22 protein-coding genes are annotated in these 23447 nt (G+C 69.9%); 16 read left to right on the plus strand and 6 right to left on the minus strand.

Annotated features, from left to right (window positions below; genetic code table 11):
- The first annotated feature begins 2 nt into the window (after positions 1 to 2).
- Complete coding sequence (gene fbaA, locus ncot_RS01495; protein WP_168616012.1) at positions 3 to 1037, plus strand: class II fructose-bisphosphate aldolase; 1035 nt, start codon at positions 3 to 5, stop codon at positions 1035 to 1037.
- A gap of 82 nt (positions 1038 to 1119) precedes the next feature.
- Here fbaA and ncot_RS01500 read toward each other — a convergent pair whose 3' ends face one another.
- Positions 1120 to 2595, minus strand: coding sequence for a DHA2 family efflux MFS transporter permease subunit (locus tag ncot_RS01500; protein ID WP_168616013.1), 1476 nt, complete (start codon positions 2593 to 2595; stop codon positions 1120 to 1122).
- Positions 2596 to 2733: 138 nt separating this feature from the next.
- Here ncot_RS01500 and ncot_RS01505 point away from each other — a divergent pair, with 138 nt between their 5' ends.
- Positions 2734 to 3147 (plus strand): DUF3151 domain-containing protein, encoded by a 414-nt coding sequence (locus ncot_RS01505; RefSeq protein WP_168616014.1) that lies wholly within the window; start codon positions 2734 to 2736, stop codon positions 3145 to 3147.
- A gap of 53 nt (positions 3148 to 3200) precedes the next feature.
- On the opposite strand, the gene lysS is transcribed toward ncot_RS01505, so the two are convergent.
- The gene (gene lysS / locus ncot_RS01510) at positions 3201 to 4898 is read right to left on the minus strand and encodes a lysine--tRNA ligase (protein WP_168616015.1); all 1698 of its coding nucleotides are present in this window, start codon (positions 4896 to 4898) and stop codon (positions 3201 to 3203) included.
- 242 nt (positions 4899 to 5140) lie between these two features.
- Here lysS and ncot_RS01515 point away from each other — a divergent pair, with 242 nt between their 5' ends.
- On the plus strand, positions 5141 to 6109 hold the full coding sequence (locus ncot_RS01515) for a response regulator transcription factor (protein ID WP_168616016.1): 969 nt from the start codon (positions 5141 to 5143) through the stop codon (positions 6107 to 6109).
- Here ncot_RS01515 and ncot_RS01520 read toward each other — a convergent pair.
- Positions 6106 to 6999 carry a diacylglycerol kinase family protein gene (locus ncot_RS01520; protein WP_240938019.1) on the minus strand — a complete coding sequence of 298 codons (894 nt, stop codon included), beginning with the start codon at positions 6997 to 6999 and terminating at the stop codon, positions 6106 to 6108. The two genes, ncot_RS01515 and ncot_RS01520, sit on opposite strands and share 4 nt — an antisense overlap.
- Positions 7000 to 7104: 105 nt before the next feature.
- On the opposite strand from ncot_RS01520, the gene ncot_RS01525 reads away from it, so the two are divergent.
- Entirely contained in the window at positions 7105 to 8391 is a 1287-nt protein-coding gene (locus ncot_RS01525; RefSeq protein ID WP_168616017.1) for an adenylosuccinate synthase, read from the plus strand.
- 8 nt (positions 8392 to 8399) lie between these two features.
- Here the strand turns inward: ncot_RS01525 and ncot_RS01530 are convergent, their stop codons facing one another.
- Positions 8400 to 10487, minus strand: a complete 2088-nt coding sequence (locus tag ncot_RS01530; RefSeq protein ID WP_168616018.1) for a serine/threonine-protein kinase — start codon at positions 10485 to 10487, stop codon at positions 8400 to 8402.
- A gap of 58 nt (positions 10488 to 10545) precedes the next feature.
- On the opposite strand from ncot_RS01530, the gene purD reads away from it, so the two are divergent.
- The 4 genes from purD to ncot_RS01550 all read left to right on the plus strand — a co-directional run bounded on the left by purD (position 10546) and on the right by ncot_RS01550 (position 16183).
- Entirely contained in the window at positions 10546 to 11817 is a 1272-nt protein-coding gene (gene purD / locus ncot_RS01535) for a phosphoribosylamine--glycine ligase (RefSeq protein WP_168616019.1), read from the plus strand.
- A gap of 59 nt (positions 11818 to 11876) precedes the next feature.
- Positions 11877 to 13295, plus strand: coding sequence for an adenylosuccinate lyase (purB, locus tag ncot_RS01540; protein ID WP_168616020.1), 1419 nt, complete (start codon positions 11877 to 11879; stop codon positions 13293 to 13295).
- Positions 13296 to 13389: 94 nt separating this feature from the next.
- Positions 13390 to 15189 carry a BCCT family transporter gene (locus tag ncot_RS01545; protein ID WP_168616021.1) on the plus strand — a complete coding sequence of 600 codons (1800 nt, stop codon included), beginning with the start codon at positions 13390 to 13392 and terminating at the stop codon, positions 15187 to 15189.
- Positions 15190 to 15253: 64 nt separating this feature from the next.
- Entirely contained in the window at positions 15254 to 16183 is a 930-nt protein-coding gene (locus tag ncot_RS01550; RefSeq protein ID WP_168616022.1) for a hypothetical protein, read from the plus strand.
- A gap of 16 nt (positions 16184 to 16199) precedes the next feature.
- Here ncot_RS01550 and ncot_RS01555 read toward each other — a convergent pair whose 3' ends face one another.
- On the minus strand, positions 16200 to 16508 hold the full coding sequence (locus ncot_RS01555) for an antibiotic biosynthesis monooxygenase (RefSeq protein ID WP_168616023.1): 309 nt from the start codon (positions 16506 to 16508) through the stop codon (positions 16200 to 16202).
- Positions 16509 to 16622: 114 nt separating this feature from the next.
- Between ncot_RS01555 and ncot_RS01560 the strand changes: the two genes are divergently transcribed.
- The 8 genes from ncot_RS01560 (at position 16623) to ncot_RS01595 (ending at position 21870) form a co-directional block, all read left to right on the plus strand.
- Positions 16623 to 17507: a phosphoribosylaminoimidazolesuccinocarboxamide synthase gene (locus ncot_RS01560; RefSeq protein ID WP_168616024.1), complete on the plus strand. Its 885-nt coding sequence runs from the start codon at positions 16623 to 16625 to the stop codon at positions 17505 to 17507.
- Positions 17507 to 17974 carry an SRPBCC family protein gene (locus ncot_RS01565; protein ID WP_168616025.1) on the plus strand — a complete coding sequence of 156 codons (468 nt, stop codon included), beginning with the start codon at positions 17507 to 17509 and terminating at the stop codon, positions 17972 to 17974. Before ncot_RS01560 ends, ncot_RS01565 begins: the two co-directional genes overlap by 1 nt.
- 119 nt (positions 17975 to 18093) lie before the next feature.
- The gene (gene rnhA, locus ncot_RS01570; RefSeq protein WP_168619110.1) at positions 18094 to 18522 is read left to right on the plus strand and encodes a ribonuclease HI; all 429 of its coding nucleotides are present in this window, start codon (positions 18094 to 18096) and stop codon (positions 18520 to 18522) included.
- Between the two features lie 80 nt (positions 18523 to 18602).
- Positions 18603 to 20153 carry a long-chain fatty acid--CoA ligase gene (locus ncot_RS01575; RefSeq protein ID WP_168616026.1) on the plus strand — a complete coding sequence of 517 codons (1551 nt, stop codon included), beginning with the start codon at positions 18603 to 18605 and terminating at the stop codon, positions 20151 to 20153.
- A gap of 52 nt (positions 20154 to 20205) precedes the next feature.
- Positions 20206 to 20388 (plus strand): hypothetical protein, encoded by a 183-nt coding sequence (locus ncot_RS01580; RefSeq protein WP_168616027.1) that lies wholly within the window; start codon positions 20206 to 20208, stop codon positions 20386 to 20388.
- A 98-nt stretch (positions 20389 to 20486) separates the two neighbouring features.
- Positions 20487 to 20759, plus strand: a complete 273-nt coding sequence (gene purS / locus ncot_RS01585) for a phosphoribosylformylglycinamidine synthase subunit PurS (protein ID WP_168616028.1) — start codon at positions 20487 to 20489, stop codon at positions 20757 to 20759.
- Positions 20759 to 21427: a phosphoribosylformylglycinamidine synthase subunit PurQ gene (purQ, locus tag ncot_RS01590; protein ID WP_168616029.1), complete on the plus strand. Its 669-nt coding sequence runs from the start codon at positions 20759 to 20761 to the stop codon at positions 21425 to 21427. The genes purS and purQ overlap by 1 nt, the downstream gene beginning before the upstream one ends.
- Positions 21424 to 21870 carry a DUF3817 domain-containing protein gene (locus ncot_RS01595; RefSeq protein ID WP_168616030.1) on the plus strand — a complete coding sequence of 149 codons (447 nt, stop codon included), beginning with the start codon at positions 21424 to 21426 and terminating at the stop codon, positions 21868 to 21870. Before purQ ends, ncot_RS01595 begins: the two co-directional genes overlap by 4 nt.
- 51 nt (positions 21871 to 21921) lie before the next feature.
- On the opposite strand, the gene ncot_RS01600 is transcribed toward ncot_RS01595, so the two are convergent.
- Positions 21922 to 23265 (minus strand): glycoside hydrolase domain-containing protein, encoded by a 1344-nt coding sequence (locus ncot_RS01600; protein ID WP_168616031.1) that lies wholly within the window; start codon positions 23263 to 23265, stop codon positions 21922 to 21924.
- Between the last annotated feature and the right edge of the window lie 182 nt (positions 23266 to 23447).

Consider the following 23447-nt stretch of genomic DNA (forward strand, 5'->3'; position numbering starts at 1 on the left):
CGATGCCGATCGCCACCCCCGAGGTCTACGCCGAGATGCTCGATGCAGCCAAGGCCCGAGGCTTTGCCTACCCGGCCATCAACGTCTCGTCCTCACAGACGCTGAACGCCGCGCTCCAGGGCTTCGCGGACGCAGGCTCGGACGGCATCATCCAGGTCTCGACAGGGGGTGCGGAGTACCTCTCCGGCCCCTCCGTGAAGGACATGGTCACCGGCTCCGTCGCGTTCGCGGCCTATGCCGCCGAGGTGGCGAAGAACTACCCGGTCAACATCGCGTTGCACACCGACCACTGCCCCAAGGACAAGCTCGACGGCTTCGTGCGCCCGCTGCTGGCGCTGTCGAGGGAGCGCGTCGACCGGGGTGAACTGCCGCTGTTCCAGTCGCACATGTGGGACGGTTCCGCCGTACCCCTGGAGGAGAACCTCGTCATCGCCGAGGAGCTGCTCGAGGCGTGTGCCGCGGCCAGGATCATCCTCGAGGTCGAGATCGGTGTCGTCGGTGGCGAGGAGGACGGCGTCGCCAACGAGATCAACGACCAGCTCTACACGACCCCCGAGGACGCGCTGGCGACCGTGGCCGCGCTCGGCGTCGGTGAGAAGGGTCGCTACATGACGGCGCTGACCTTCGGCAACGTGCACGGGGTCTACAAGCCCGGCAACGTGAAGCTGCGACCCGAGATCCTCAGGACCGCCCAGGACGCGGTCGTCGCCGAGCTGGGCCTCGAGGCCGGCTCCAAGCCCTTCGACCTGGTCTTCCACGGCGGCTCCGGCTCGACGCCGGAGGAGATCGCCGCCGCCGTGGGCCACGGCGTGATCAAGATGAACGTCGACACCGACACGCAGTACGCCTTCACCCGACCTGCCGCCGCGCACATGTTCCACAACTACGACGGTGTGCTCAAGGTGGACGGCGAGGTGGGCAGCAAGAAGGCCTACGACCCGCGCGCCTGGGGCAAGGCCGCCGAGGCCGGGATGGCTGCCCGGGTCGTCGAGGCGTGCGAGAACCTGAGCTCGGCCGGCACCTCGCTCCGCGGCTGACCCCACCGACCCCCAGGTGACGTGCCCGAGGCGAGGACCGCGGAACGAGCGCGCGCCCGGGGTGAAGGCGGACGGGCTCGGCTCAGCGCTCGTGGCTGGGCTTGACGAAGAACAGCACGGCGGCGAAGCCGACGAGCAGCACGGCGGGTGGCAGCAGCATCGAGTCGGCCATCGCCTGGCTGAAGGGCACGTGCACCGCGGCGGGCAGTGAACCGGTCAGCGAGGCCTCCGGCCCGGCATCCACACCGGGCAGGTGCTTGGCCAGCCTGGCATCCATGAGCACGGCGATCGCGGCCGAGCCGAGCACGGCACCGACCTGGCGGGTGGCGTTGTAGACCCCCGCACCGGCGCCGGCCAGGTTCATCGGCAGGTTGCGGGTGGCGGTCGCGGTCAGCGGCGCCCAGACCGCGGCGCTGCCGGCTCCGAGCAGCGCCATCGGGGCGATGAACTCCCAGGTGGAGGCCTCGGGGGTCATCACCCGGGAGAGCCAGAACAAGGACCCGGACGCGGCGAGGAAACCGATCGCGGTGATGTTGCGCGGGTGCAGCCGGTCGATCAGCTTGCCGACCCCGGGAGCCAGCACGATGCTCATCAGCGCCATCGGCACCAGGAGCAGGGCTGCGCGGGTCGGGGAGAGGCCGCGGACCAGCTGGGCGTAGAGCATGAAGGGGAAGCCGATGGACGTGATGGCGAACGACATCGTGGAGATGGCCAGGTTGGAGACCGAGAAGTTGCGGTCGCGGAACAGGCGCAGCGGGACCAGCGGCTCCTTGCGGTTGCGCGCCTGCCAGAGGATGAAGATCGCCAGCACGACGAGACCGGTGACGATGAGTCGCCAGACCGTGATCACGCCGGTGATCCTCGACCAGTCGTACTGATGGCCCTCCTGGATGCCGAACACCAGGCAGAACATCCCGATCCCGGACAGGGCCACGCCGAGCCAGTCGAACGTGTGCTGGTGGGTCTCGAGGGACGGCACCAGGCGCTGGGCCAGGACGTAGGCGATGACACCCACCGGGATGTTGACGAAGAAGACCCACTCCCACCCGAGCTGGCCGACCAGCACCCCGCCGAGCAGCGGCCCGACGAGCGTGGCGACTCCGGCGGTGGCGCCCCACAGGGACATCGCCTGACCACGGCGGGCGGCCGGGAAGATGCGGGTGATGATCGCCATCGTCTGCGGCGCCATCATCGCGGCCCCGAACCCCTGCAGCACACGGGCGCCGATCAGCATCTCGACGGTGCTGGTGAGCCCGCACCACAGGGACGCGATCGTGAAGACGGTCAGTCCTGCCAGGTAGAGGCGCTTGGGGCCGAAGCGGTCGCCGAGCCGACCTGTGATCAGCACCGGGACGGCGTACGCCAGGAGGTAGGCGCTGGTCACCCAGACGACGGAGTTCACCTCGGCGTCGAGGTCGCTCATGATGTCGGGCGTCGCGACCGTCACGATCGTCATGTCGACCAGGATCATGAAGAAGCCGAGACAGAGCGCGAAGAGCGCCGGCCATGGGTTGGTCTCGTGCGTCGTCGGCGCAGCGGTGGTGTCGGTGTCTGTCACGAGAACAGTCAACACCCTTGCAGTGACAAAGCAATGTGCACGTCGCCACGTTCGTGGTGTGCTCCGGCCGACCGGTCGTGCAGGAGCGCGACCTGTCCCGTTGAGTGTGGCCGGGGGCCGCGTGGCAGGCTTGGCGACATGAGCCACGTCGACCTGATGGCGGGACCCCCGCCCACGCACCTGCCCGAAGACCCCGCCGCAGCCGAGCTTGCCGGCGGCGCTGCTCCCGTGGAGGTGGTGCGCAGCCGCCCCGAGTCGCCCTTCGCCTGGGCGGCGTTGGCCGAGCAGGCCGTCGACCAGGGCGCCGATGACGTCACCGTCTACGCCTACTCTCGGGTCGGCTACCACCGCTCCCTCGACATGCTGCGCCGCAACGGCTGGAAGGGCCACGGCCCGGTCCCGTGGGAGCACGAGCCGAACCGCGGCTTCCTGCGCTCACTGGCGCTTCTCGCCAAGTCGGCGAAGGCCATCGGCGAGCAGGCCGAGTGGGATCGCTGCTCGGAGTTCCTGCGCGACTCCAGCCCCACGGCGTACGCCGAGCTGCTGGGCTGAGCGCACGCCCTCGCGCGGGCGGCGTACGCCGGCCCTTGGGCGGTGCTGGTGCGTCAGGAGCCCAGGAGCGCGCGCACCCGGTCGGCGCCGAGGGCCACGATCAACGTCGGGAGGCGTGGTCCGCGGTCCTTGTCGACGAGCAGGTTGTAGAGCAGCTTGAAGAACGCCTTCTGGTCGGCCTTCACCTCGTCGGTCGGGGCATCGTCGACGGCCAGGCCGCGGGCGAGCTTCGGCACGCCGTAGACCACCGACGTCACCTCGTCGAGCTCCAGGGGCGAGGGCAACGTCTCCAGCAGCAGCGAGACCCAGCGCGACTCGTCGTCGGAGAGCGCAGCGAGCCGAGCGGTGTCGGGCGTCGCGCGCACCGTCGTGCGGTCCTCGGCGTCGACGAAGTCGGAGGTCCACTGCATCGCGCGGTCCAGGCGCGGCTGCAGGTCGTCGACCGAGTCGTGTGCGTGGCCGACCCGACCGATGATCTGGCTGATCATGTCGGCGGAGCCGGCGGTGACGTCGGCGACCGAGGCCAGCGTGCGGAACGGGACGACGACCTCGGGGGTCGGCAGGGTGCCGGCGGTGGTGGTCGCCGCGGCGCGCTCGAAGGCGAGCACCTGGGCGTCGCGCTTGTCGGGGTTCGCTGCCTTGCGGCCGAGCGCGTCCCACTCGTCGTAGAGGCGCACGACCTCGGGCCCGAACTCGACGTTGAAGGCCTGCTTGGGCTGGCGGCGCACGTAGAGCCAGCGCAGGATCGGGGCCTCGAGCACCTTGAGGGCGTCGGCCGCGGTCGGCACCCCTCCCCTGGAGGACGACATCTTCGCCATCCCGGCCACGCCCACGAACGAGTAGCCCACGAACGAGGGTGCCCGGCCGCCGTAGATCGCCTTCACCAGCTCCTTGCCGACCGTGTACGACGACCCGGGAGAGGCGTGGTCGACCCCGCCGGGCTCGAAGTCCACGCCCTCGAAGGCCCAGCGCATCGGCCAGTCGACCTTCCACACCAGCTTGCCCTCGCTCTGCGTGGCGAGGTTCGTGATGCCCTCGAAGGAACACGACTGGCAGGTGTAGGAGAGGTCGGTCGACTCGTCGTCGTACGCCGTGACGGTGGTGGTGTCCCGGCCGCAGTCGCGGCAGTAGGGCTTGTAGGGGAAGCGAGCCAGCAGGTCGTCACCGGTGGGCTCGTCCTCGACGGTCACGGAGTCGGCCAGTGCCACGGCCTCCTGCTCGGACTCGGCGACCGGGGCCGCGGCCTTGGTGCGGTAGCGGGCCAGCACCTGCTCGATGCGGTCGCGGTTGCGCACGGCGGTGAGGATCTGCTCGGTGTAGGTGCCGGACCGGTAGAGCTCGGTCTGCGAGAGCTCGTCCATCTCGACACCCATCGCGGCCAGGGCGTCCTGGAGCGGGGCCTTGAAGTGCGTGGCCCAGGAGTCGTGGCATCCCCACGGGTCCGGGACGGCCGAGAGCGGGCGCCCGATGTGCTCGTGCCACGACTCGTCGACCCCTGCCGGCACCTTGCGGAACCGGTCGTAGTCGTCCCACGAGTGCAGGTGGCGCACGTCGAGCCCGCGTGAGCGCAGCTCCTCGGCGACGAAGTGCACGGTCAGGAACTCACGCAGGTTGCCGAGGTGGATCGGGCCCGACGGGCTGGCTCCGGAGGCGACGGTGATCAGCTCGGCGTCGTCACCGGCATGGCGAACGGCGTCGTCGGCGGCCCGGGTCACCCAGTCGCTCGGGGTCTGTGGTCCGCCTCGTGCCATGGTGACGCGCTCCTGAAGGTTCGGGTGGGTTGGCCAAGGGGAAACGCTACCCGAGCCCTCCCGAACGCATGAATGGGCGACGAAATGGTCCCGCCCACAGCCCATTTCGACGCCCATCAGGCACGACTGAGCGGTCAAACCCCCCGCGATTCGACCGTTCTGTCTGCCTGCGCAGCACATCTTGGCACCGTTCCCGGCCGCTGTCCTGTCACAAATGGGCCAATGGCACTAACCTGCCAACCATGCCCCTGAGACGACTCGACGCGCTGGCCGTGCTCGGCATCTCGCCGTCGGAGGTGGACTGGCACCAACGGCTGCGACCGCACTCCGGCGTCTCGTTGGACGAGGCCGCGGCGGCACTCGAGATCGACCGCGAGGAGCTCGAACGGGTCCTCGAGCCGCTGGTCGCGGCGGGAGTGGCGGCCGTCAGCGACGACCAGCTGAGCGTGCCTGCCGGCTACGACCTGTTGGCCGAGGTGGTCGCCGCGGAGGCCGACCAGCTCCGGTCGGTGGTCGACCGGTTGGAACGGCTCCGCGTCTCGATCCCGGACGTCAGCGGGATGCTCGGCGACCAGCCGGCCGGACCGGGGTTGTCGGATGTCGAGCTGCGCGCCGGCCACGACGTGCACGCGACCCTGCGCGCCTGGGTATCGGAGTCCCGCGGGGACCTGATGTGGCTGCGCCCGGACCAGTGGAAGCTGCCCCAGGAGCCGGCGATGTCACGCGCCGTCCGGGCCGCCCTGGCCCGTGGCCAGCGCTCACGTGCGATCTACCCGGCTCGGGTGCTGGAGGAGGCGCCGCGCTCGCTCTTCGAGCGGATGGATGCGGGGGAGGAGGTCCGCCTGGTCCCCGAGGTGCCGAGCCGGATGGCGGTCGTGGCGGGTGTCGGCGCGGTGGTCCCGGAGGTGTGGGGGGTGGCCAACCAGCGACGCATCCTGCTCCGCCAGGTCGGCATGACCGCGGTGCTGGCCGAGCTCTTCGAGGAGATCTGGTCGCGAGCGGTCGTGGTTCCCGGAGCGGCCCGGGGCGACACGGACCGCCGCATGCTGCTGCAGCAGATGGGCCGTGGCATGCGCGACGAACAGATCGCGCGCACCATGGGCCTGAGCCTGCGGACCGTACGCCGTCGGGTCGCCGACCTGCTGCAGGAACTCGGTGTCGACACCCGCTTCCAGGCGGGTGTCGAAGCGGTGCGCCGCGGGTGGGTCTAGCGGGTGAGGGAGTAGGCGCCCGGCTCGACCCGCCAGGTCCGCCGGGTCTCCGGTCCGTGGATCTCGCCGTCGGCGCTGGTCCAGAACTCCTCACCGGCAACGGTGACCGTCGTGCCGCGCATGGTGAGCACGTCCTCGTGGGAGTCGTGCTCGCCGCGTGAGAGCAGGGTTGCGAAGTTGACCTTCGACCAGCCCTGGACGGCACGGGAGATCATCACGTCGATCGAGCCGTCGGTCGGCTCGGCGTCGGGGTTGAGGGTCGTCCCTCCGCCGACGTCGGAGCCGTTGCCGAGGGAGACCATCAGCACCGGCTGGTCGAGGTCGTTGACCACCTTGCCGTCCACCTCGACCTTCAGCCGCAGGACGTGCGGCCGGAGCGCGGCCAGGGCGGCGCCGATCGGATAGCCGATCTTGCCCAGCTTCACCTTGCCCAGCACGCCCTTGACGGCGGAGCCGAGGCGGCCGGCCTGGGCGCTGGCGCCGAGGTGCACGTTGTTGACCACGATGTCGCCGAACTCGTCGACCAGCAGGTCCGTGGGGGTGGGCTTGCCGTGCAGCACGAGACGGGCGGCCTTCGCGGGGTCCTCGGGGATCCCCGCACTGCGGGCGAAGTCGTTGCCGGTGCCCAGCGGGATCAGGCCGAGCACCTTGCCGGCCAGCTCGTTGCGCCGGTGCAGGGCGGCCACGACGGCGTGGATGCTGCCGTCCCCGCCGGCGATCACGATGCGACGGGATCCGGCGCGGTGCAGCACGCCGTCGAGCTCGCCGGGGTTCGACGTCTCGGCGATCTCGACACTGCACTCGGCGCGGAGGACGTCGAGGGCCAGCTCGAGATTGGCCTGGTCGGAGCTCCCGGCCTGGGAGTTGGTGATCAGCAGCAATGGTTCCACGATCCGTGACCCTACCGTCGGCTTTGGTAACGTGTGGTCGCAAGAGCCCGTTTCAGCACTTGCGCTGTTGCCGGGCTGTTTCCATGTCTACGGAGGGGGCACTCCATGCCCGCGATCATCGTTCTGGGCGCCCAGTGGGGCGACGAAGGCAAGGGCAAGGCGACCGACCTGCTCGCGCAGGACACGGCCATCGACTACGTCGTCCGCACCAGCGGCGGCCACAACGCCGGCCACACCATCGTGGTGAACGGCGAGAAGTTCGCCACCCACCTGCTGCCCAGCGGCATCCTCACCCCGGGCGCCACCTCCGTGATCGCCAACGGCGTCGTGGTCTCTCCCGAGGCGCTCTTCCGTGAGCTCGACGGCCTGATCGAGCGTGGCGTCGAGGTGGCCGACCTGAAGGTCAGCGCCAACGCCCACGTCATCGCGTCCTACCACTCCACGATCGACAAGGTCTCCGAGCGCTTCCTCGGCAAGAACAACATCGGCACGACGGGGCGCGGCATCGGGCCGGCGTACTCCGACAAGGTGAACCGCTACGGCGTGCGCGTCGCGGACCTCTTCGACGAGAAGATCCTGCGCGAGAAGATCGAGGCCGCACTCGACGTGCGCAACCACCTGCTCACCAAGGTCTACAACCGCCGGGCGATCGAGGTCGACGCGGTCGTCGAGGAGCTCACCCAGTACGTCGACCGGCTGCGGCCGATGGTCGCCGACACGTCGCTGCTGCTCAACCAGGCGCTCGACGCCGACAAGACGGTGCTCTTCGAGGGCGCCCAGGCGACGATGCTCGACGTCGACCACGGCACCTACCCGTTCGTGACCAGCAGCAACCCGGTCTCCGGCGGGGTGTGCGTGGGCGCCGGGGTCGGGCCGACCCGCATCGACCGGGTGATCGGCGTGATCAAGGCCTACACGACGCGCGTCGGGTCCGGTCCGTTCCCGACCGAGCTGTTCGACGACGACGGCGTGAAGCTGCAGACGCTCGGCGGTGAGATCGGTGTCTCCACCGGCCGCACCCGTCGCTGCGGGTGGTACGACTCGGTGATCGCGCGCTACACCACCCGGGTCAACGGGCTCACCGAGTTCTTCCTGACCAAGCTCGACATCCTCGGCGACTGGGAACGCATCCCGGTGTGCGTGGCCTACGAGATCGACGGCCAGCGGGTCGACGAGATGCCGATGACGCAGACCGAGTTCCACCACGCCACGCCGATCTATGAGTTCTTCGACGGCTGGGGGACCGACATCTCCGGCTGCCGTCGCTTCGAGGACCTGCCGAAGAACGCGCAGGTCTACGTGAAGGCGCTCGAGGAGCTCAGCGGTGCGCCGTTCTGGGGTGTCGGTGTCGGACCGGGTCGCGAGCAGACGATCGTGGTCCACGACAGCTGACGCCGGGGTCAGGTGATGTTGTCGGTCACGATCGACCAGGTCTCGTCGCACTCCTTGTTGAGGCAGGCGACCTCGGCCCAGCGGGAGGGCGCCCGGAACGACTCGCCCGTGGACAGGGCGACGTCGAGACGCACGTGGGTCTCGGTGTTGCTGCGCTGCAGCACGGCGTCCGACTTCCCGTCACCGTCGACGTCGACCAGGGCCAGGGCCGCAGTCCCCTCAGGGTCGCCGACGGGGTCGGTGGCCCAGTCCTCGCCCTCGGAGAGGGCATCGTCCTCGAACCGGTGCACGCGCAGGATGCCGGGAACGTCACGCACCAGGACCACCACCTCTTCGGTCCCGTCCCCGTCGAGGTCGGCCACGTCGACGGGTGGCGGAACCGGGCCGTCGAAGGGCGTCGCCTGCCCGGCGCTCGCCGGGGCGAACCCGGAACCGTCGGAGCGCAGCACCCGCAGCTCCGCCTCCGGACCGTCCTCGCCCGCGTGGGTGCGACGCAGGACCAGGTCGTCGCGCCGGTCGCCGTCGACATCACCGGCCACCATCACCTCGCCGTAGCCGGCCCAGCCCGCGATGGTGCCGGCCGGGGTGGGCTGCGCGAAACCGTTGTCGGTGGCCACGGCCAGCTCGAGCTCGAGCGTGGACCGGGCATCGTCGGGCCGGCGTGCCCAGGTCAGCAGCAGGTCGTCGAGGCCGTCGCCGTTGACGTCGGCCATCACCGGGAACGCGTCGTCGCGGTGGCCGCGCCGACCGAAGGCGACGCCGGACTGGGTGCCGTCGCTGCTGATGACGGTGACGTCGAGCCCCTTGGTCTCCAGGTTGTCGTCGATCGCCACCACGTCGTCGTGCCCGTCGCCGTCCACGTCTCCACGCACCATGTAGCCGTCGGGCTGAGACGTCCGCCGGGGCTCGGCGAAGGACGTGCCCGTGGAGCGGACCAGGAAGTTGCGGCCCTCCTTGTACTTGCTGCCCCAGTTGAACCAGCGGAAGACCAGGTCGCCCCGGCCGTCACCGTCGACGTCACCCTGGATCGCGGCGGGCTCCTGCCCGGGCGGCTGGTCATCGCCCTGCTGACGCCACACGGCGTACGACGCCCCGGCGACGAGGGCGAGCGCGAGCAGCGCAGCGACCGGCCACCGCGGGGCGCCGGGCCGCTGGCGGGACGTGCCGGAGCGGGAACCGTCGCGCACGGCCGTCCCGGTGCCGTCGGGTGCGTGGGTGGGGCCTTCCGGGGCGACCAGTGCGCGGTCGCCGAGGCGGGTCAGGGAGAGCAGGTCGACGCGGAACTCAGCGGCCGTCGGATAGCGGTCGGCGGGATCCTTGGCCAGGGCCTTGGCGAGGACGGCGTTCACCCGGGTCGTCGCAGGGTCGTCGCCGATGAACTGGGGCACCGGGTCCCGGACCTGGGCCAGGGCGACCTCGACGTCGGAGCCGGCGTACGGCGCGTGGCCGGTCAGCGTGGCCCACAGCACGCAGCCGAGGGCGTAGATGTCGGAGCGCGCGGTCCCCGGGTCGCCCTTGGTGCGCTCGGGTGCCAGCCAGGCCCAGCTGCCGGCGACACCGCCGGTCTGGGTGAGGCCGGTGCTGCCGGCATGGGCGATGCCGAAGTCGCACAGGTAGGCGAAGGGCTCGGACCCGCTGCTGTCGAGGGGGCTCTCGCGCAGCAGCACGTTGCTCGGCTTCACGTCGCGGTGCACGACGCCGGCCCGGTGGGCGTCGGAGAGTGCCTCGGCGATCTGCGCGGACACGTTCGCGGCGCGGGTCAGCGACAGGCTCCCGGTCTCGCGCAACAGGTCGGAGAGGTCGCCGCCCCGGACGAACTGGGTGGCGATCCACGGGACGCCGTCCTCGACGCCGTGGTCCAGGATCGCGATCACGTGGGGGGAGTCGAGACGGGCCATGATGTCGGCCTCGCGCTCGAAGCGCTGGGTGAACGCGTCGTCCCCGGTCAGCCGGCCGGCCATCACCTTCAGCGCCACCGTGCGGTTCAGGTGCGTGTCGGTGGCCCGGAAGACCACGCCCATGCCGCCCATGCCGATGCGCTCGTCGATGCGGTAGCGACCGAAGCGGGTGCCGGGAGCAGGAGTGTTCAGCGACATGACGGCCCCATCCTGCCCCACGCCGGTCGACGAGAAACGCACCGTAGGATCGACACCCGTGAAGACTCTCGTGATCGGCAGCGGAGGCCGCGAGCACGCCCTCGTCCTTGCCCTGGCCCAGGATCCCTCCGTCACCGAGGTGCACGCCGCTCCCGGCAACCCCGGGATGGCGACGACGGCGACCCTGCACGACGTGGACCCGATGGACGGCCCCGCGGTCGCCGACCTGGCCGAGCGGCTGGGCATCGACCTCGTCGTGGTGGGCCCCGAGGCGCCCCTGGTGGCCGGCGTCGGTGACGCGGTGACGGCCCGCGGCATCGCCTCCTGCGGCCCGTCGAGGGCGGCCGCCCAGCTCGAGGGCTCCAAGGCGTTCAGCAAGGAGGTGATGGCCGCCGCCGGCGTGCCGACCGCCGGTTCCGCCACCTGCTCGACGCAGGAGGAGGCCGCGGCCGCGCTGGACGCGTTCGGGGCGCCGTACGTCGTCAAGGACAACGCCCTCGCCGCCGGCAAGGGCGTCGTGGTCACCAACGACCGGGACGAGGCGCTGGCCCACGCCGCGTCCTGCGACACCGTGGTCATCGAGGAGTTCCTCGCCGGCCCCGAGGTGTCGCTGTTCGCGGTCTGCGACGGCACCATGGCGCACCCGTTGCAGCCGGCCCAGGACTTCAAGCGCATCTTCGACGGCGGCCGCGGCGCCAACACCGGCGGCATGGGCTCCTACACGCCGCTGACGTGGGCGCCCGCCGACCTCGTCACGACCGTGATGGAGACCGTCGTACAGCCCACGCTCGACGAGATGGCGCGCCGCGACACCCCGTTCCGGGGCTGCCTCTACGTCGGCCTGGCGCTCACCGACGCCGGCCCCAAGGTGATCGAGTTCAACGTGCGCTTCGGGGATCCCGACATCCAGCCCGTGCTCGCGGTGCTGGACTCACCCCTGGGTGAGCTGCTGCACGCCGCGGCGCGGGGCCGGCTCTCGGAGGTCGAGGCGCCCAGGTTCCGGGACGGCGCGGCCGTCAGCATCGTGCTCGCCTCCGCCGGTTACCCGGAGTCGTCGTCGAAGGGCGACGTGATCATCGGCACCGAGACCCTGGCCTCCGAGCCCGACGTCGACGTGATCCACGCCGGGACCGCCCTCGACGACCAGGGCCGCCTCGTGACCGCCGGTGGTCGCGTGCTCGCCGTGCGCGCCACGGGCACCGACGTCGCGGACGCCCGGGCGAAGGCCTCGGAAGGCGTGGCGGCGATCAGCTTCCCCGGCATGCAGCACCGCACCGACATCGCCGCCGAGCCGCTCGGTGTGGTCGAGGGCGCTGCCGCCCTCGAGTGACGCGACCCGCGGCTGAGAACGATTCGAGACGTCCCGCTGCCCGTGAGAAACTTGGGCACGTGACCGTTCCCAACGTCCTCGCCACCCGTTACGCCGCCGCCGACCTGGCCTCGATCTGGTCGCCTGAGCACAAGATCGTGCTCGAGCGCCAGCTCTGGATCGCCGTGCTCAAGGCCCAGGAGGACCTCGGCATCGACGTCCCCGACGGGGTCGTCGAGGCCTACGAGAAGGTCGTGGACCAGGTCGACCTCGACTCGATCGCGACGCGCGAGCGGGTCACCCGCCACGACGTGAAGGCCCGCATCGAGGAGTTCTGTGCCCTCGCCGGTCACGAGCACATCCACAAGGGGATGACCTCGCGCGACCTGACCGAGAACGTCGAGCAGCTGCAGGTGCGCCAGTCCCTGGAGATCCTGCGCGACCGTGGTGTCGCCACCCTGGCGCGCCTGGCCCGACTCGCCACCGAGCACGAGACCACCGTGATGGCCGGCCGGTCCCACAACGTCGCCGCCCAGGCCACCACGCTCGGCAAGCGTTTCGCCACCGTCGCCGACGAGATGCTGGTCGCGGTCACTCGCATCGACGAGCTGCTCGCCCGCTATCCGCTGCGGGGCATCAAGGGCCCGATGGGCACGTCCCAGGACATGCTCGACCTGCTCGACGGTGACGGCGACAAGCTCGACGAGCTCGAGTCCCGCGTCGCCGCGCACCTGGGCTTCGACCACGTGCTCACGTCGGTCGGCCAGGTCTACCCGCGCTCGCTCGACTTCGAGGCCGTCTCCGCGCTGGTGCAGCTGGTCGCCGGCCCGTCCAACCTGGCCACCACGATCCGGCTGATGGCCGGCATCGAGCTGGTCACCGAGGGGTTCAAGGAGGGCCAGGTCGGCTCGTCCGCGATGCCGCACAAGATGAACACCCGCTCCTGCGAGCGGGTCAACGGCCTGGCCGTGATCCTGCGCGGACACCTCTCGATGGTCGGCGAGCTGGCCGGTGACCAGTGGAACGAGGGCGACGTCTCCTGCTCCGTCGTACGCCGGGTGGCACTGCCCGACGCGTTCTTCGCCGCGGACGGGCTCTTCCAGACCTTCCTCACCGTGTGTGACGAGTTCGGCGCGTTCCCCGCGGTGATCCAGCGCGAGCTCGACCGTTACCTCCCGTTCCTGGCCACCACGAAGGTGCTGATGAGTGCCGTGCGCAACGGCGTCGGGCGTGAGACCGCTCACGAGGCGATCAAGGAGAACGCAGTCGCCGTGGCCCTCGAGATGCGCCAGGGGCTCGCCGTCAACGACCTCTTCGACCGGCTCGCCGCCGACGAGCGTCTCGGGCTCACCAAGGACCAGATCTCCGCCCTGGTGGCCGAGCCGATCACGTTCACCGGCGCGGCGGTCGACCAGGTCCAGGCCGTCGTACGCCGGGTGGCAGAGGTCGTCGAGGCACACCCGGAAGCGGCGTCCTACGCACCGGGGGACATTCTCTGAGAGAGTGAGTGGGGTCCGTTGGGAGTTGCGCGATCCTGTGCAACCTGCAACGGTCGATGGGCTCTGAGTCCCCACGCCCCAGGAGGCAGTCCCTGTGACAGCACAGCAGGATCCACCGCATTCACCTGACGAATCGGTCGGGCATGCCCACCCGGCGCTCGACTACCCGGCCGAGGTCGAGCTGGCCCAGGACACGTCGAGGATCGACTGGATCGTCTTCGGTGTCACCGCCGCGATCGCCGTCGGCTTCCTGGTCTGGGGCTTCGTGGACACCGCCGGCCTGGGCAGTGCCTCGGGCACCACGCTGGCGAAGTCGATGCAGTACCTCGGCTGGTTCTTCGTGCTGACCGCCTCGGGGTTCGTGGTGTTCGCGATCTGGCTCGCCCTCGGGAAGTACGGCAACATCCCGCTCGGCCGTGACGGCGATGACCCGGAGTTCCGGACCTCCTCGTGGATCGCGATGATGTTCTCCGCCGGCATGGGCATCGGCCTGATGTTCTACGGCGTGAGCGAACCACTCACCTTCTTCGCCGGCGACGCGACGGACCCCGCCGCACCGGCCGGGATCCCCGGCACCGACGGGGCCGACCAGGTCGAGCTGGCCCGCAAGGCGATGGCCCAGACCCTGTTCCACTGGACGCTGCACCCGTGGGCGATCTATGCGGTGGTCGGCCTCGCCATTGCCTACGGCGTGTTCCGCAAGGGCCGCCTCCAGCTGATCAGCTCGGTCTTCGAGCCGCTGCTCGGCAGCCACGTGCACGGTCCCATCGGCAAGGTCATCGACATGCTGGCGATCTTCGCCACCCTGTTCGGCTCGGCCGCTTCGCTGGGCCTCGGCGCACTGCAGATCAAGACCGGCCTCGAGCTCTTCGACGGGGTCGGCACGATCGGGAACGGCATCCTGGTCGCGCTGATCGCGTTCCTGACCTGTTGCTTCATCCTCTCGGCCGTCTCCGGTGTCGGGAAGGGCATCCAGTACCTCTCCAACATCAACATGGTGCTGGCGCTGCTCCTGGCCGTCTTCGTCTTCGTGGTCGGCCCGACGATGTTCATCCTGAACTTCCTCCCCTCCGCGATCGCCGAGTACGCCGGCGACATGCCGGAGATGGCGGGCCGGGTCAACGGTCAGGGCGCCTACACCGAGTCCTGGCTGACCTACTACACGGTCTTCTACTGGGCCTGGTGGATCTCGTGGACGCCCTTCGTCGGCATGTTCATCGCGCGCATCTCCAAGGGCCGGACCATCCGCCAGTTCGTGACCGGTGTGCTGCTGGTGCCGAGCCTGGTCAGCCTGGTCTGGTTCGCGATCTTCGGGGGCACCGCGATCAAGTTCCAGATGGACTTCCTCAAGGAACCGGACAGGTTCCCGAACATCTTCGACGGCGGCGCGGAGGCCCAGCTGTTCAACACCCTCGACCAGCTGCCGATGTCGATGATCGCCTCGGTGCTGGTGATGATCCTGGTGGCGATCTTCTTCGTCTCCGGGGCCGACGCGGCCTCGATCGTGATGGGGTCGCTGTCGCAGCACGGTGCCCTCGAGCCGAAGCGGGCGCCGGTGGTCTTCTGGGGTGTGGCGACCGGAGCCGTGGCGGCGGTGATGTTGCTGATCGGCGGTGACACCGCCTTGAACGGTCTGAAGAACATCACGATCGTGGCGGCCGTGCCGTTCGTGTTCGTGATGGTCGGGCTCTGCATCTCACTCGTCAAGGACCTGTCCCAGGACCCCTTGGTCGTGCGTCGTCAGTACGCCGTGGAGGCCGTGCACGCAGCGGTCGTCACCGGTGTCACCGAGCACGGGGACGACTTCGCGCTGACCGTCCAGAAGGACGAGCACGGCAACGACCGGGTCGTCAACGAGAAGGGCGACGAGGACAGCTCGCCCCGGGTGGACTAGACCACTCGCGCGATTCGCGGCAAACAGCATGCGGCAGGGAGCTCCCTGCCGCATGCTGCGTTCCATGAATCTCGCCAAGCGCCTCGGCGCCGCTGTGTCCCTCGTCGTGCTGGGCGTGGGCCTGGCCAACGTGCCCGCCTCCGCATCTGCCGCTCCTGCGACGGTCGCTCCGGTCACTGTCGCCGCGAGCGACGTTGCCGTGCAGATCGTGGATCCGGAGGGCTGTGCCCGGGCCACCGCGAACCTCCCGACGGCCAAGCAGGCCGTGGCCAGGGCCAAGGCGAAGGTGAAGGCCAAGCGGAGGGCGCTGGCCAGGGCCCAGCGGGCGAACCGGGCGAAGCACACCACCAGGACCAAGGCTCGGGTCAAGGAGGCGAGGCGGGAGCTGAGGCGCGCCAAGCGGGTCCTGGAGAGGCGTCAGGCGAAGCTGCGCAGGGTGAAGGCCAACAAGGCGACCTACTGCGCGCCCGTGACCGAGCCGGGCACTCCGGCGTTGTCCGCCGACCAGCTCGGCCAGCTGCTCGCGCTGCTCACCGCAGCTGCCAACGGCGGGTCGTCCCTGCCGCTCGACCCCGAGCAGGTCACCGCCCTGCTGGAGGGAGTCATCCCCGGAGGCGCCGCCGCGCTGGACCCGGCGATGCTGGCGGACCTCCTGGCCGGCTTCGGTGCCGGCGCGCTGGACCCGTCGTCGCTCGACCCCGCGGTGCTGCTGGCGCTGCTCGGTTCCTTCGGTGACTTCTCACCGGAACAGCTCGCGTCGCTGCTGGGGGAGACCCCGGACCCGGCCGTCTTCGGAGCGCTGCTGCAGGTCTTCGTCGAGCAGTTCGGTGGGCTGGCCGGGGGCGACCTCGACCTGCCCGAGATCCTGGACCCGGCCCTGCTGACCGGCCTGTTCACCGATGTGCTCGGTGACCTGCTCGGCGGCCTGATCCCGGGCATCCCGGGGCTTCCCGGTCTCCCCGGGCTGCCGTGCATCCCGCTGCTGACCGGCTGACGGGCTGACACGGCTGTCAGGTCGCGGGCTTGACGTCCATGACGACGTCGAACTCGAGCAGGTCCGCCCCGGAGGCCACCGGCTTGCCGTGTTCTCCGGCGTGGGCTGCTCGGGCGTCGCCGTCACGCCACGCAGAGAACGACTCCTCGTCCTCCCACTGGGTGACCACGAAGTAGCGCTCCTCGCCCCGAACCGGACGCAGCAGCTGGAAGCCGAGGAATCCGGGAGAGTTCTCCACGGTCCCGGCCCGGGCAGCGAAGCGACGCTCGAGCTCGGCATGTGCCTGCGGGGGGACGTTGATGGCATTGATCTTCACGACGGGCATGCCTCGACCCTAGCCATCGACGTGACGCCGGGGGCCCGAACGGTCAGCAACCACGCTGCTGGGCCGGACCCGGGCCCGCACCGCGACGAGCCGTTGGCCCAGTAGGCTCGGCCCATGCTGAACATCCCGGACGCACCGGCCATCGAGGGCACCACCCACCTCCACTCCGGCAAGGTCCGCGACCTCTACCGGATCGAGGAGGGCGAGCTCGCCGGCAACCTGCTGATGGTGGCCAGCGACCGGATCAGCGCCTACGACTTCGTGCTCAGCTCGACCATCCCCGACAAGGGCGAGATCCTCACCCGCATGTCGCTGTGGTGGTTCGACCAGCTCGGCGCCGACCACCACGTGATCTCCACCGACGTCCCGGAGTCCGTGGCCGGCCGCGCGGTCATCTGCGAGAACCTGGCCATGTTCCCGGTCGAGTGCGTGGCCCGCGGCTACCTCACCGGGTCGGGCCTGCGCGAGTACGCCGCCACCGGTGAGGTCTGCGGAATCGCCCTGCCCGACGGCCTGGAGGACGGCAGCCGCCTCCCCGAGGCGATCTTCACCCCGGCAACGAAGGCGGAGGTGGGCGACCACGACGAGAACGTCTCGTTCGACGCGGTGGTCGACCGGATCGGTGCCGATGACGCTGCCGCGCTGCGCGAGCGGACCCTCGACATCTACGAGCGGGCCGAGGCCATCGCCCGGGAGCGCGGCATCATCCTGGCCGACACCAAGTTCGAGTTCGGTCGCCGGGAGAACGGGATCGTCGTGCTCGCCGACGAGGTCCTCACGCCGGACTCCTCGCGCTTCTGGCCGGCCGACCAGTGGCAGCCGGGTCGCGCGCAGCCGTCGTACGACAAGGACGTGATCCGCAACTGGCTGACCTCGCCTGCCTCGGGCTGGGACCGGACCTCGGGGGAGGAGCCGCCGGCGCTCCCGGCCGAGGTCGTCGAGCTGACCCGGTCCAAGTACGTCGAGGCCTACGAACGCCTGACCGGCCTCACCTTCTGATGACCTTCACCGTCGAGGTCGACTTCGAGCAGTCCGCCGAAACGGTCTTCGCCTGGCTGGCCGACCTGCGGAACCGACCGCTCTGGCAGGGCAGCCTGCGCGCGGTCGACCTGACCGCGTCGCCGCCGTACGACGTGGGCACCCGCTGGCTCGACGTGACCTGGCCGGGTCTGCGCCCACGGATGGAGGTGACGGTCTTCGAGCCCGGGGTGCGGTGGGCGGAGCGCGGCCACTGGCACGGCCTCGAGGTCGACCTCGTCCTCGACTTCACCCGCACACCGACCGGCAAACCGACCGGGACGACCGTGCGCGCGGTCGCGTCGACGTCGGCTCCGGGCTGGCGGCGCCCGATCGGGTGGGGGCTGGGCCTGCTCGGTCCGGCGGCAGCGCGCGACGACCTGCGTCGAGCCGCGCGCCTCATGGCGCGCCACTCGGACGATGGAGGATCTCGTGCACCTGGTGCGTGAGATCCTCCACTGATCGGGCGGCGCCCTCTCGCCGGGCAGTTGCTCGGCGACCCTCCGGGCGCGGATCGCCTCCTTGTAGGGTCTGCCGCGTGAATGACGAGACGTTGCCCGTGGTGGAGATGTGGAGCGACGGCGCCTGCAAGGGCAATCCCGGCGTCGGCGGCTGGGGCGTGTGGATGCGCTCGGGTGGCCACGAGCGCGAGCTGTTCGGCGGCGAGGCGATGACCACGAACAACAAGATGGAGCTGCAGGCGGTCATCGAGGGCCTGACGGCGCTGACCCAGCCCTGCGAGGTCACCCTGCACGTCGACTCGGCCTACGTGATGAACGGGATGAAGACCTGGGTCGCCGGCTGGAAGCGCAACGGCTGGAAGACCTCGGCGAAGAAGCCGGTCAAGAACGTCGACCTGTGGAAGGCGCTCGACGAGCAGGTGGCACGCCACACGATCCACTGGGTGTGGGTCAAGGGCCACTCGGGCGACCCGGGCAACGACCGAGCCGACCTGTTGGCCAACCGCGGCGTCGATTCGATTCGCGCCGGTCGCTGACCTCGGCCCCGGGAACCACGGATCGAGATCCGGCCCGGCACTCTGTGACGGGGCGCACACCTGCCTTATAGGTTGGGCACATGAACCTCGCCTCGCTCCTCGATGACTCCGCCCGTGACTTCGCCGACCGCGACGCCATCATCCTCGGCGAGACCCGGTTGACCTACGCCCAGGTGAACGGTGCGGCCAACCAGGTGGCCAACCTGCTCGTCGAGCGTGGCGTGCAGCCGGGCGACAAGGTGGCGCTGAGCTGCCCGAACGTGCCCTGGTTCTCGATCGTCTACTACGGCATCCTCAAGGCCGGCGCGACCGTCGTCCCCCTCAACGTGCTGCTGAAGGGGCGCGAGATCGCCTACCACCTCGACGACTCCGACGCGGTGGCCCACTTCTGCTTCGAGGGCACGCCCGACCTGCCGATGGCCCAGGAGGGCCACGCGGGATTCGAGCAGACACCCGGGTGCAAGCAGTTCTTCGTGATCACCGCCGATCCCGCGGCGACATCCCCGATCGAGGGCACCGAGACGCTCGGCCAGGCCCTGGCCGGCAAGGCGACGACCTTCGAGACGGTCGCCACCGACGCCGACGACACCGCGGTCATCCTCTACACCTCCGGCACCACGGGCCAGCCCAAGGGCGCCGAGCTGATGCACCGCAACATGGTCTCCAACGCCTCGGTGTCGAAAGAGCTCTTCGATGCCGACCTCGATCGCCCCGACACCTACCTGTGCGTCCTGCCGCTGTTCCACTCCTTCGGGCAGACCGTCATCCAGAACGGCGCCTTCGCCTTCGGGGGCACGATCGTGATGCTGCCGCGCTTCGAGGCGAAGGCCGCGCTCGGGCTGATGCTGAAGGAGAAGGTCACCTTCTTCGCCGGCGTGCCGACGATGTACTGGGGCCTCCTGGGCGCGCTCGAGGACGGCGTCGACGTGTCGTCGATCGCGGCGAACCTGCGGGTCGCCGCGGCCGGTGGGTCCGCGCTGCCCGTCGAGGTGCACAAGAACTTCCAGGCCAAGTTCGGCGTCACCATCCTCGAGGGCTACGGGCTCTCGGAGACCTCGCCGGTGGCCAGCTTCTCGCCGTGGGGCGGGGAGGTGCGGGTCGGCTCGATCGGCGTCCCTATCCCCGGTGTCGAGATGAAGCTGGTCGACGACGAGTGGCAGGACATCGAGCCGGGGGAGGACGCGATCGGCGAGATCGCGATCAAGGGCCCGAACATCATGAAGGGCTACCACGACCGACCCGAGGCCACCGCCGAGGCGATCCGCGACGGCTGGTTCCGCTCGGGTGACCTCGGCCGCAAGGACGCCGACGGCTACTACTACATCGTCGACCGCTCGAAGGACATGATCATCCGCGGTGGGTTCAACGTCTATCCACGCGAGATCGAGGAAGTCCTGATGACCCACGAAGCGGTCTCCTTGGCCGCGGTCATCGGCGTCCCCCACGAGAGCCACGGCGAGGAGATCAAGGCCGTCGTGATCCTCGAGGCCGGTGCCGCGGTCACCGAGGACGAGCTGGTGGCATGGGCCAAGGAGCGGATGGCCAACTACAAGTACCCCCGCATCGTCGAGTTCGTCGACGCCCTGCCGATGACCGCGACCGGCAAGATCCTCAAGCGCGAACTCACCTGACGTTCACGCTCCGCTCAGGGGATCCACAGGAAGCCGAGCAAGTCTCGGGGCCATGCCTGACGAACCGACGAAGAAGAACCGTGCCCGCCGCACCGTCCTGGCCACCGCGGGCCTCACCGCCAGCGCCAGCGTGATCGCCGCGGCGCTCCTCGGGGCCCAGGCGGAGGCCGACGATTCGTCGTCGACCGCCACGTCCCAGGTGCAGTACGGCGACCCTCTCATCGAGGACGACTGAGCGTCGCGCGGCGATGTGGCGAAGGCCTCTGCGGCCGCCCGGGAGGGGGCGCCTAGACTGACTGCGTTCGCGAACCCCCCTTGCACAAGGAGCCTCCCGTGGCCCGTGTCGTCGTCGACGTCATGCTCAAGCCCGAAATCCTCGACCCCCAGGGCAAGGCCGTGCACGGCGCGCTGCCCCGCCTCGGCTTCGACGGCATCGGTGATGTCCGTCAGGGCAAGCGCTTCGAGCTCGAGCTCGACGGCGAAGCCACCGAGGAGAAGCTGGCCGGGGTGCACAAGATCGCCGAGACCCTGCTGTCCAACCCGGTGATCGAGGACTACGCGATCCACGTCGAGGGCTCGTCCACCACCGGAAGGCACAGCGCCTGATGAAGATCGGTGTCGTCACCTTCCCCGGTTCCCTCGATGACGTCGATGCCCAGCGCGCCGTACGCCTCGGCGGGAACGAAGCCGTCGCGCTCTGGCACGGCGACCACGACCTCCGGGGCGTCGACGCGGTCGTGCTGCCCGGTGGATTCTCCTACGGCGACTACCTGCGCTGTGGTGCCATCTCCAGGTTCTCCGCGGTGATGGGCGAGATCGTCGACGCGGCCGGCAAGGGCCTGCCCGTCCTCGGCATCTGCAACGGCTTCCAGATCCTCTGCGAGTCCCACCTGCTGCCGGGTGCGTTGATCCGCAACGACCACCGCAAGTTCGTCTGCAAGGACCAGGTCCTGCGCATCGAGAACAACCGCACTCCGTGGACCTCGTCCTTCGACGAGGGTGCCGAGATCACCATCGTCCTCAAGAACGGCGAGGGGTCCTACGTCGCCGACGAGGAGACCCTCGACCGGCTCGAGGGAGAGGGGCGCGTGATCGCCCGCTATGTCGGCGGCAATCCCAACGGGTCGCTGCGCGACATCGCGGGGGTCACCAACGAGGCCGGCAACGTGGTGGGCCTGATGCCCCACCCCGAGCACGCCATCGAGGACCTCTGTGGTCCCGGCACCGACGGGCTCAGGTTCTTCACCGGGCTGGTGGAGCAGGTGTTCGCGTGAGCCCGAAGCGGCTGTTCCGGGTCGTCGCGGTTGCCGAGGCGATCACCTGGGCCCTCCTGCTCACCGGCATGTTCTTCAAGTACGTCCCCGAGACCACCGAGCTCGGTGTCCGCATCGGCGGCATGCTGCACGGCGTCGTCTTCGTCGCCTACTGCCTCACCGTCGTCGTGGTCGGTGTCGACCAGAAGTGGCGCGCGGGTCGGGTGCTGCTGGGCCTGGCCGCTGCCGTCCCGCCCTTCTTCACGGTCTGGTTCGACCTGGCCGGCGAGCGCCGTGGCTTCTTCGGCGACACCTGGCGGCTGCGCGACGAGGCGCCCTCGGGACCGCTCGAGAAGGTTGTCGCGTGGTTGGTCCGCAAGCCCCTGCAGGGCCTGGTTGCCGGTGTCGTCGCGGTCATCGCGCTGACCGGTGTCGCCCTGGTGGCAGGCCCTCCCGGCAGCTGAACATGACTCTGGCGGACCGTTTCCGGTCCGCCAGAGGATGGTGCCGAGGGCTCAGTACTGCCCGTCGTTCAGCCTGGCCCAGGCCTCGGTGTTGATGACGCCCGACTGGCGCAGCCCGACCCGGCCCTGCCACGTCTTGGCGGCGGCCTCGGTGCGAGCGTCGAAGACGCCGGTCGAGGGCACCTTGCGGCCGGTCGCCGCAGTCAACGAGCGCTGGAGGCGGCGCATGACGCGGCCGGTGAAGCCGCGCTTGACGGTGCGCTGGTGGCCCGAGCTGGTGAGCATCACCCAGTGCCGCACCCGCCACTGCCTGCGGGCCTTCACCCCGTGCTCGGCCTGGAAGGCGTTGGCCGCGGCGATGGTGGTGGCGTCGTACTCGCCGGTGATCTTCGCCTTGTAGTAGCCACGCGTCTTGAGCTGGCACTGCAGGACCCGGATCGCGGTCACCCGGTCCGCGGCGTTCTTCGGAGTGATCTCCTTGAAGCGCGGGATGTTGATGTTGACGTTGCCGCAGCTGCGACCGGCCCTGGGCATGGTCGAGCCGTTGCCCAGGCTCATGTAGTTGCTGTCGATGTTGATCGTGACGCCGCCCCAGGTCTCGTTGTGGCCGCCCAGGTACTGCTTGACCCGCTTGTTGGGCTGCCAGCCCTCCTCGCTGATGTAGCTGGTCGAGGTGTTGGCGACGCCGTCCCAGCGGGCGATCCAGATCGCGTCGGGGAGGCTGAACTTGCCGGGCCGGTGGATCCGGGCGTCGTCGAGCATCTTGATGCCGGAGCCGGCGCTGGAGTAGACACCGGAGACGTAGTCGAGCTGGTGGATCTTGTTGGTCCACGCGTGCAGGAAGCGCAGCGCCGACTCACGGCAGGCGGTGTTGCCCAGGTCGAAGCCCTCGAGGTCGTACCAGAGCGTGCTGCCGGTGCCGATGCCGAGGTCCTGCGCCGCTGCGACCGCTTCCTTGGCGGTGCGACGGGCCTGCCGCCGGGCCTTGCCGTAGTTGTTCGCCGACCGGGGGCTGATCGTGGTGTCGGTGCCGTAGCGCGGGAACCGCGGCTGGCAGCTGGCCTGGGGGCCGAGGGTGATCGGCAGCAGGCGCCAGTTGTTGGCCAGCTGCTTGCTCACCCACGTCCGGGTCAGGTTCGGCTGGTCCCGGCAGGCGCGGGAGTAGCCGGAGGTGTAGATGCCGACGGCGGCGAAGGGTGAGTGCTCCATCCAGGCGTTCATCTTGCGCTGGGTGGGTGTGACGCACTGGTCGAAGCCGTAGCCGGTGAAGTTGCCGGGCGTGACCTGCTGGTCACCCGCCGCGGGGGCCGAGGCCTGGGCAGGGGCGGACAGCACGACGGCCGCGGTGGCGACGGTGGTGGCCACCACGAGGGCGTTGCGGAGGGTCGATCTCACGCGGGGAAGGGGGCGCATTTTGAGTCTCCAAGGTCAGGGAACTGCGTCACCTTAACCACACAAGTAACACCAGTAACAGTGGTTCCGATGAACTACAGATTTGTAATTCGTGCAGGTCAGAGGCGGTTTTCCGATTTCCCGCCCGGTGCCCTCCGACCGGACCCGGACCGGGTCGCCGACGG

The sequence above is a fragment of the Nocardioides sp. JQ2195 genome (assembly GCF_012272695.1).
GTDB lineage: Bacteria > Actinomycetota > Actinomycetes > Propionibacteriales > Nocardioidaceae > Nocardioides.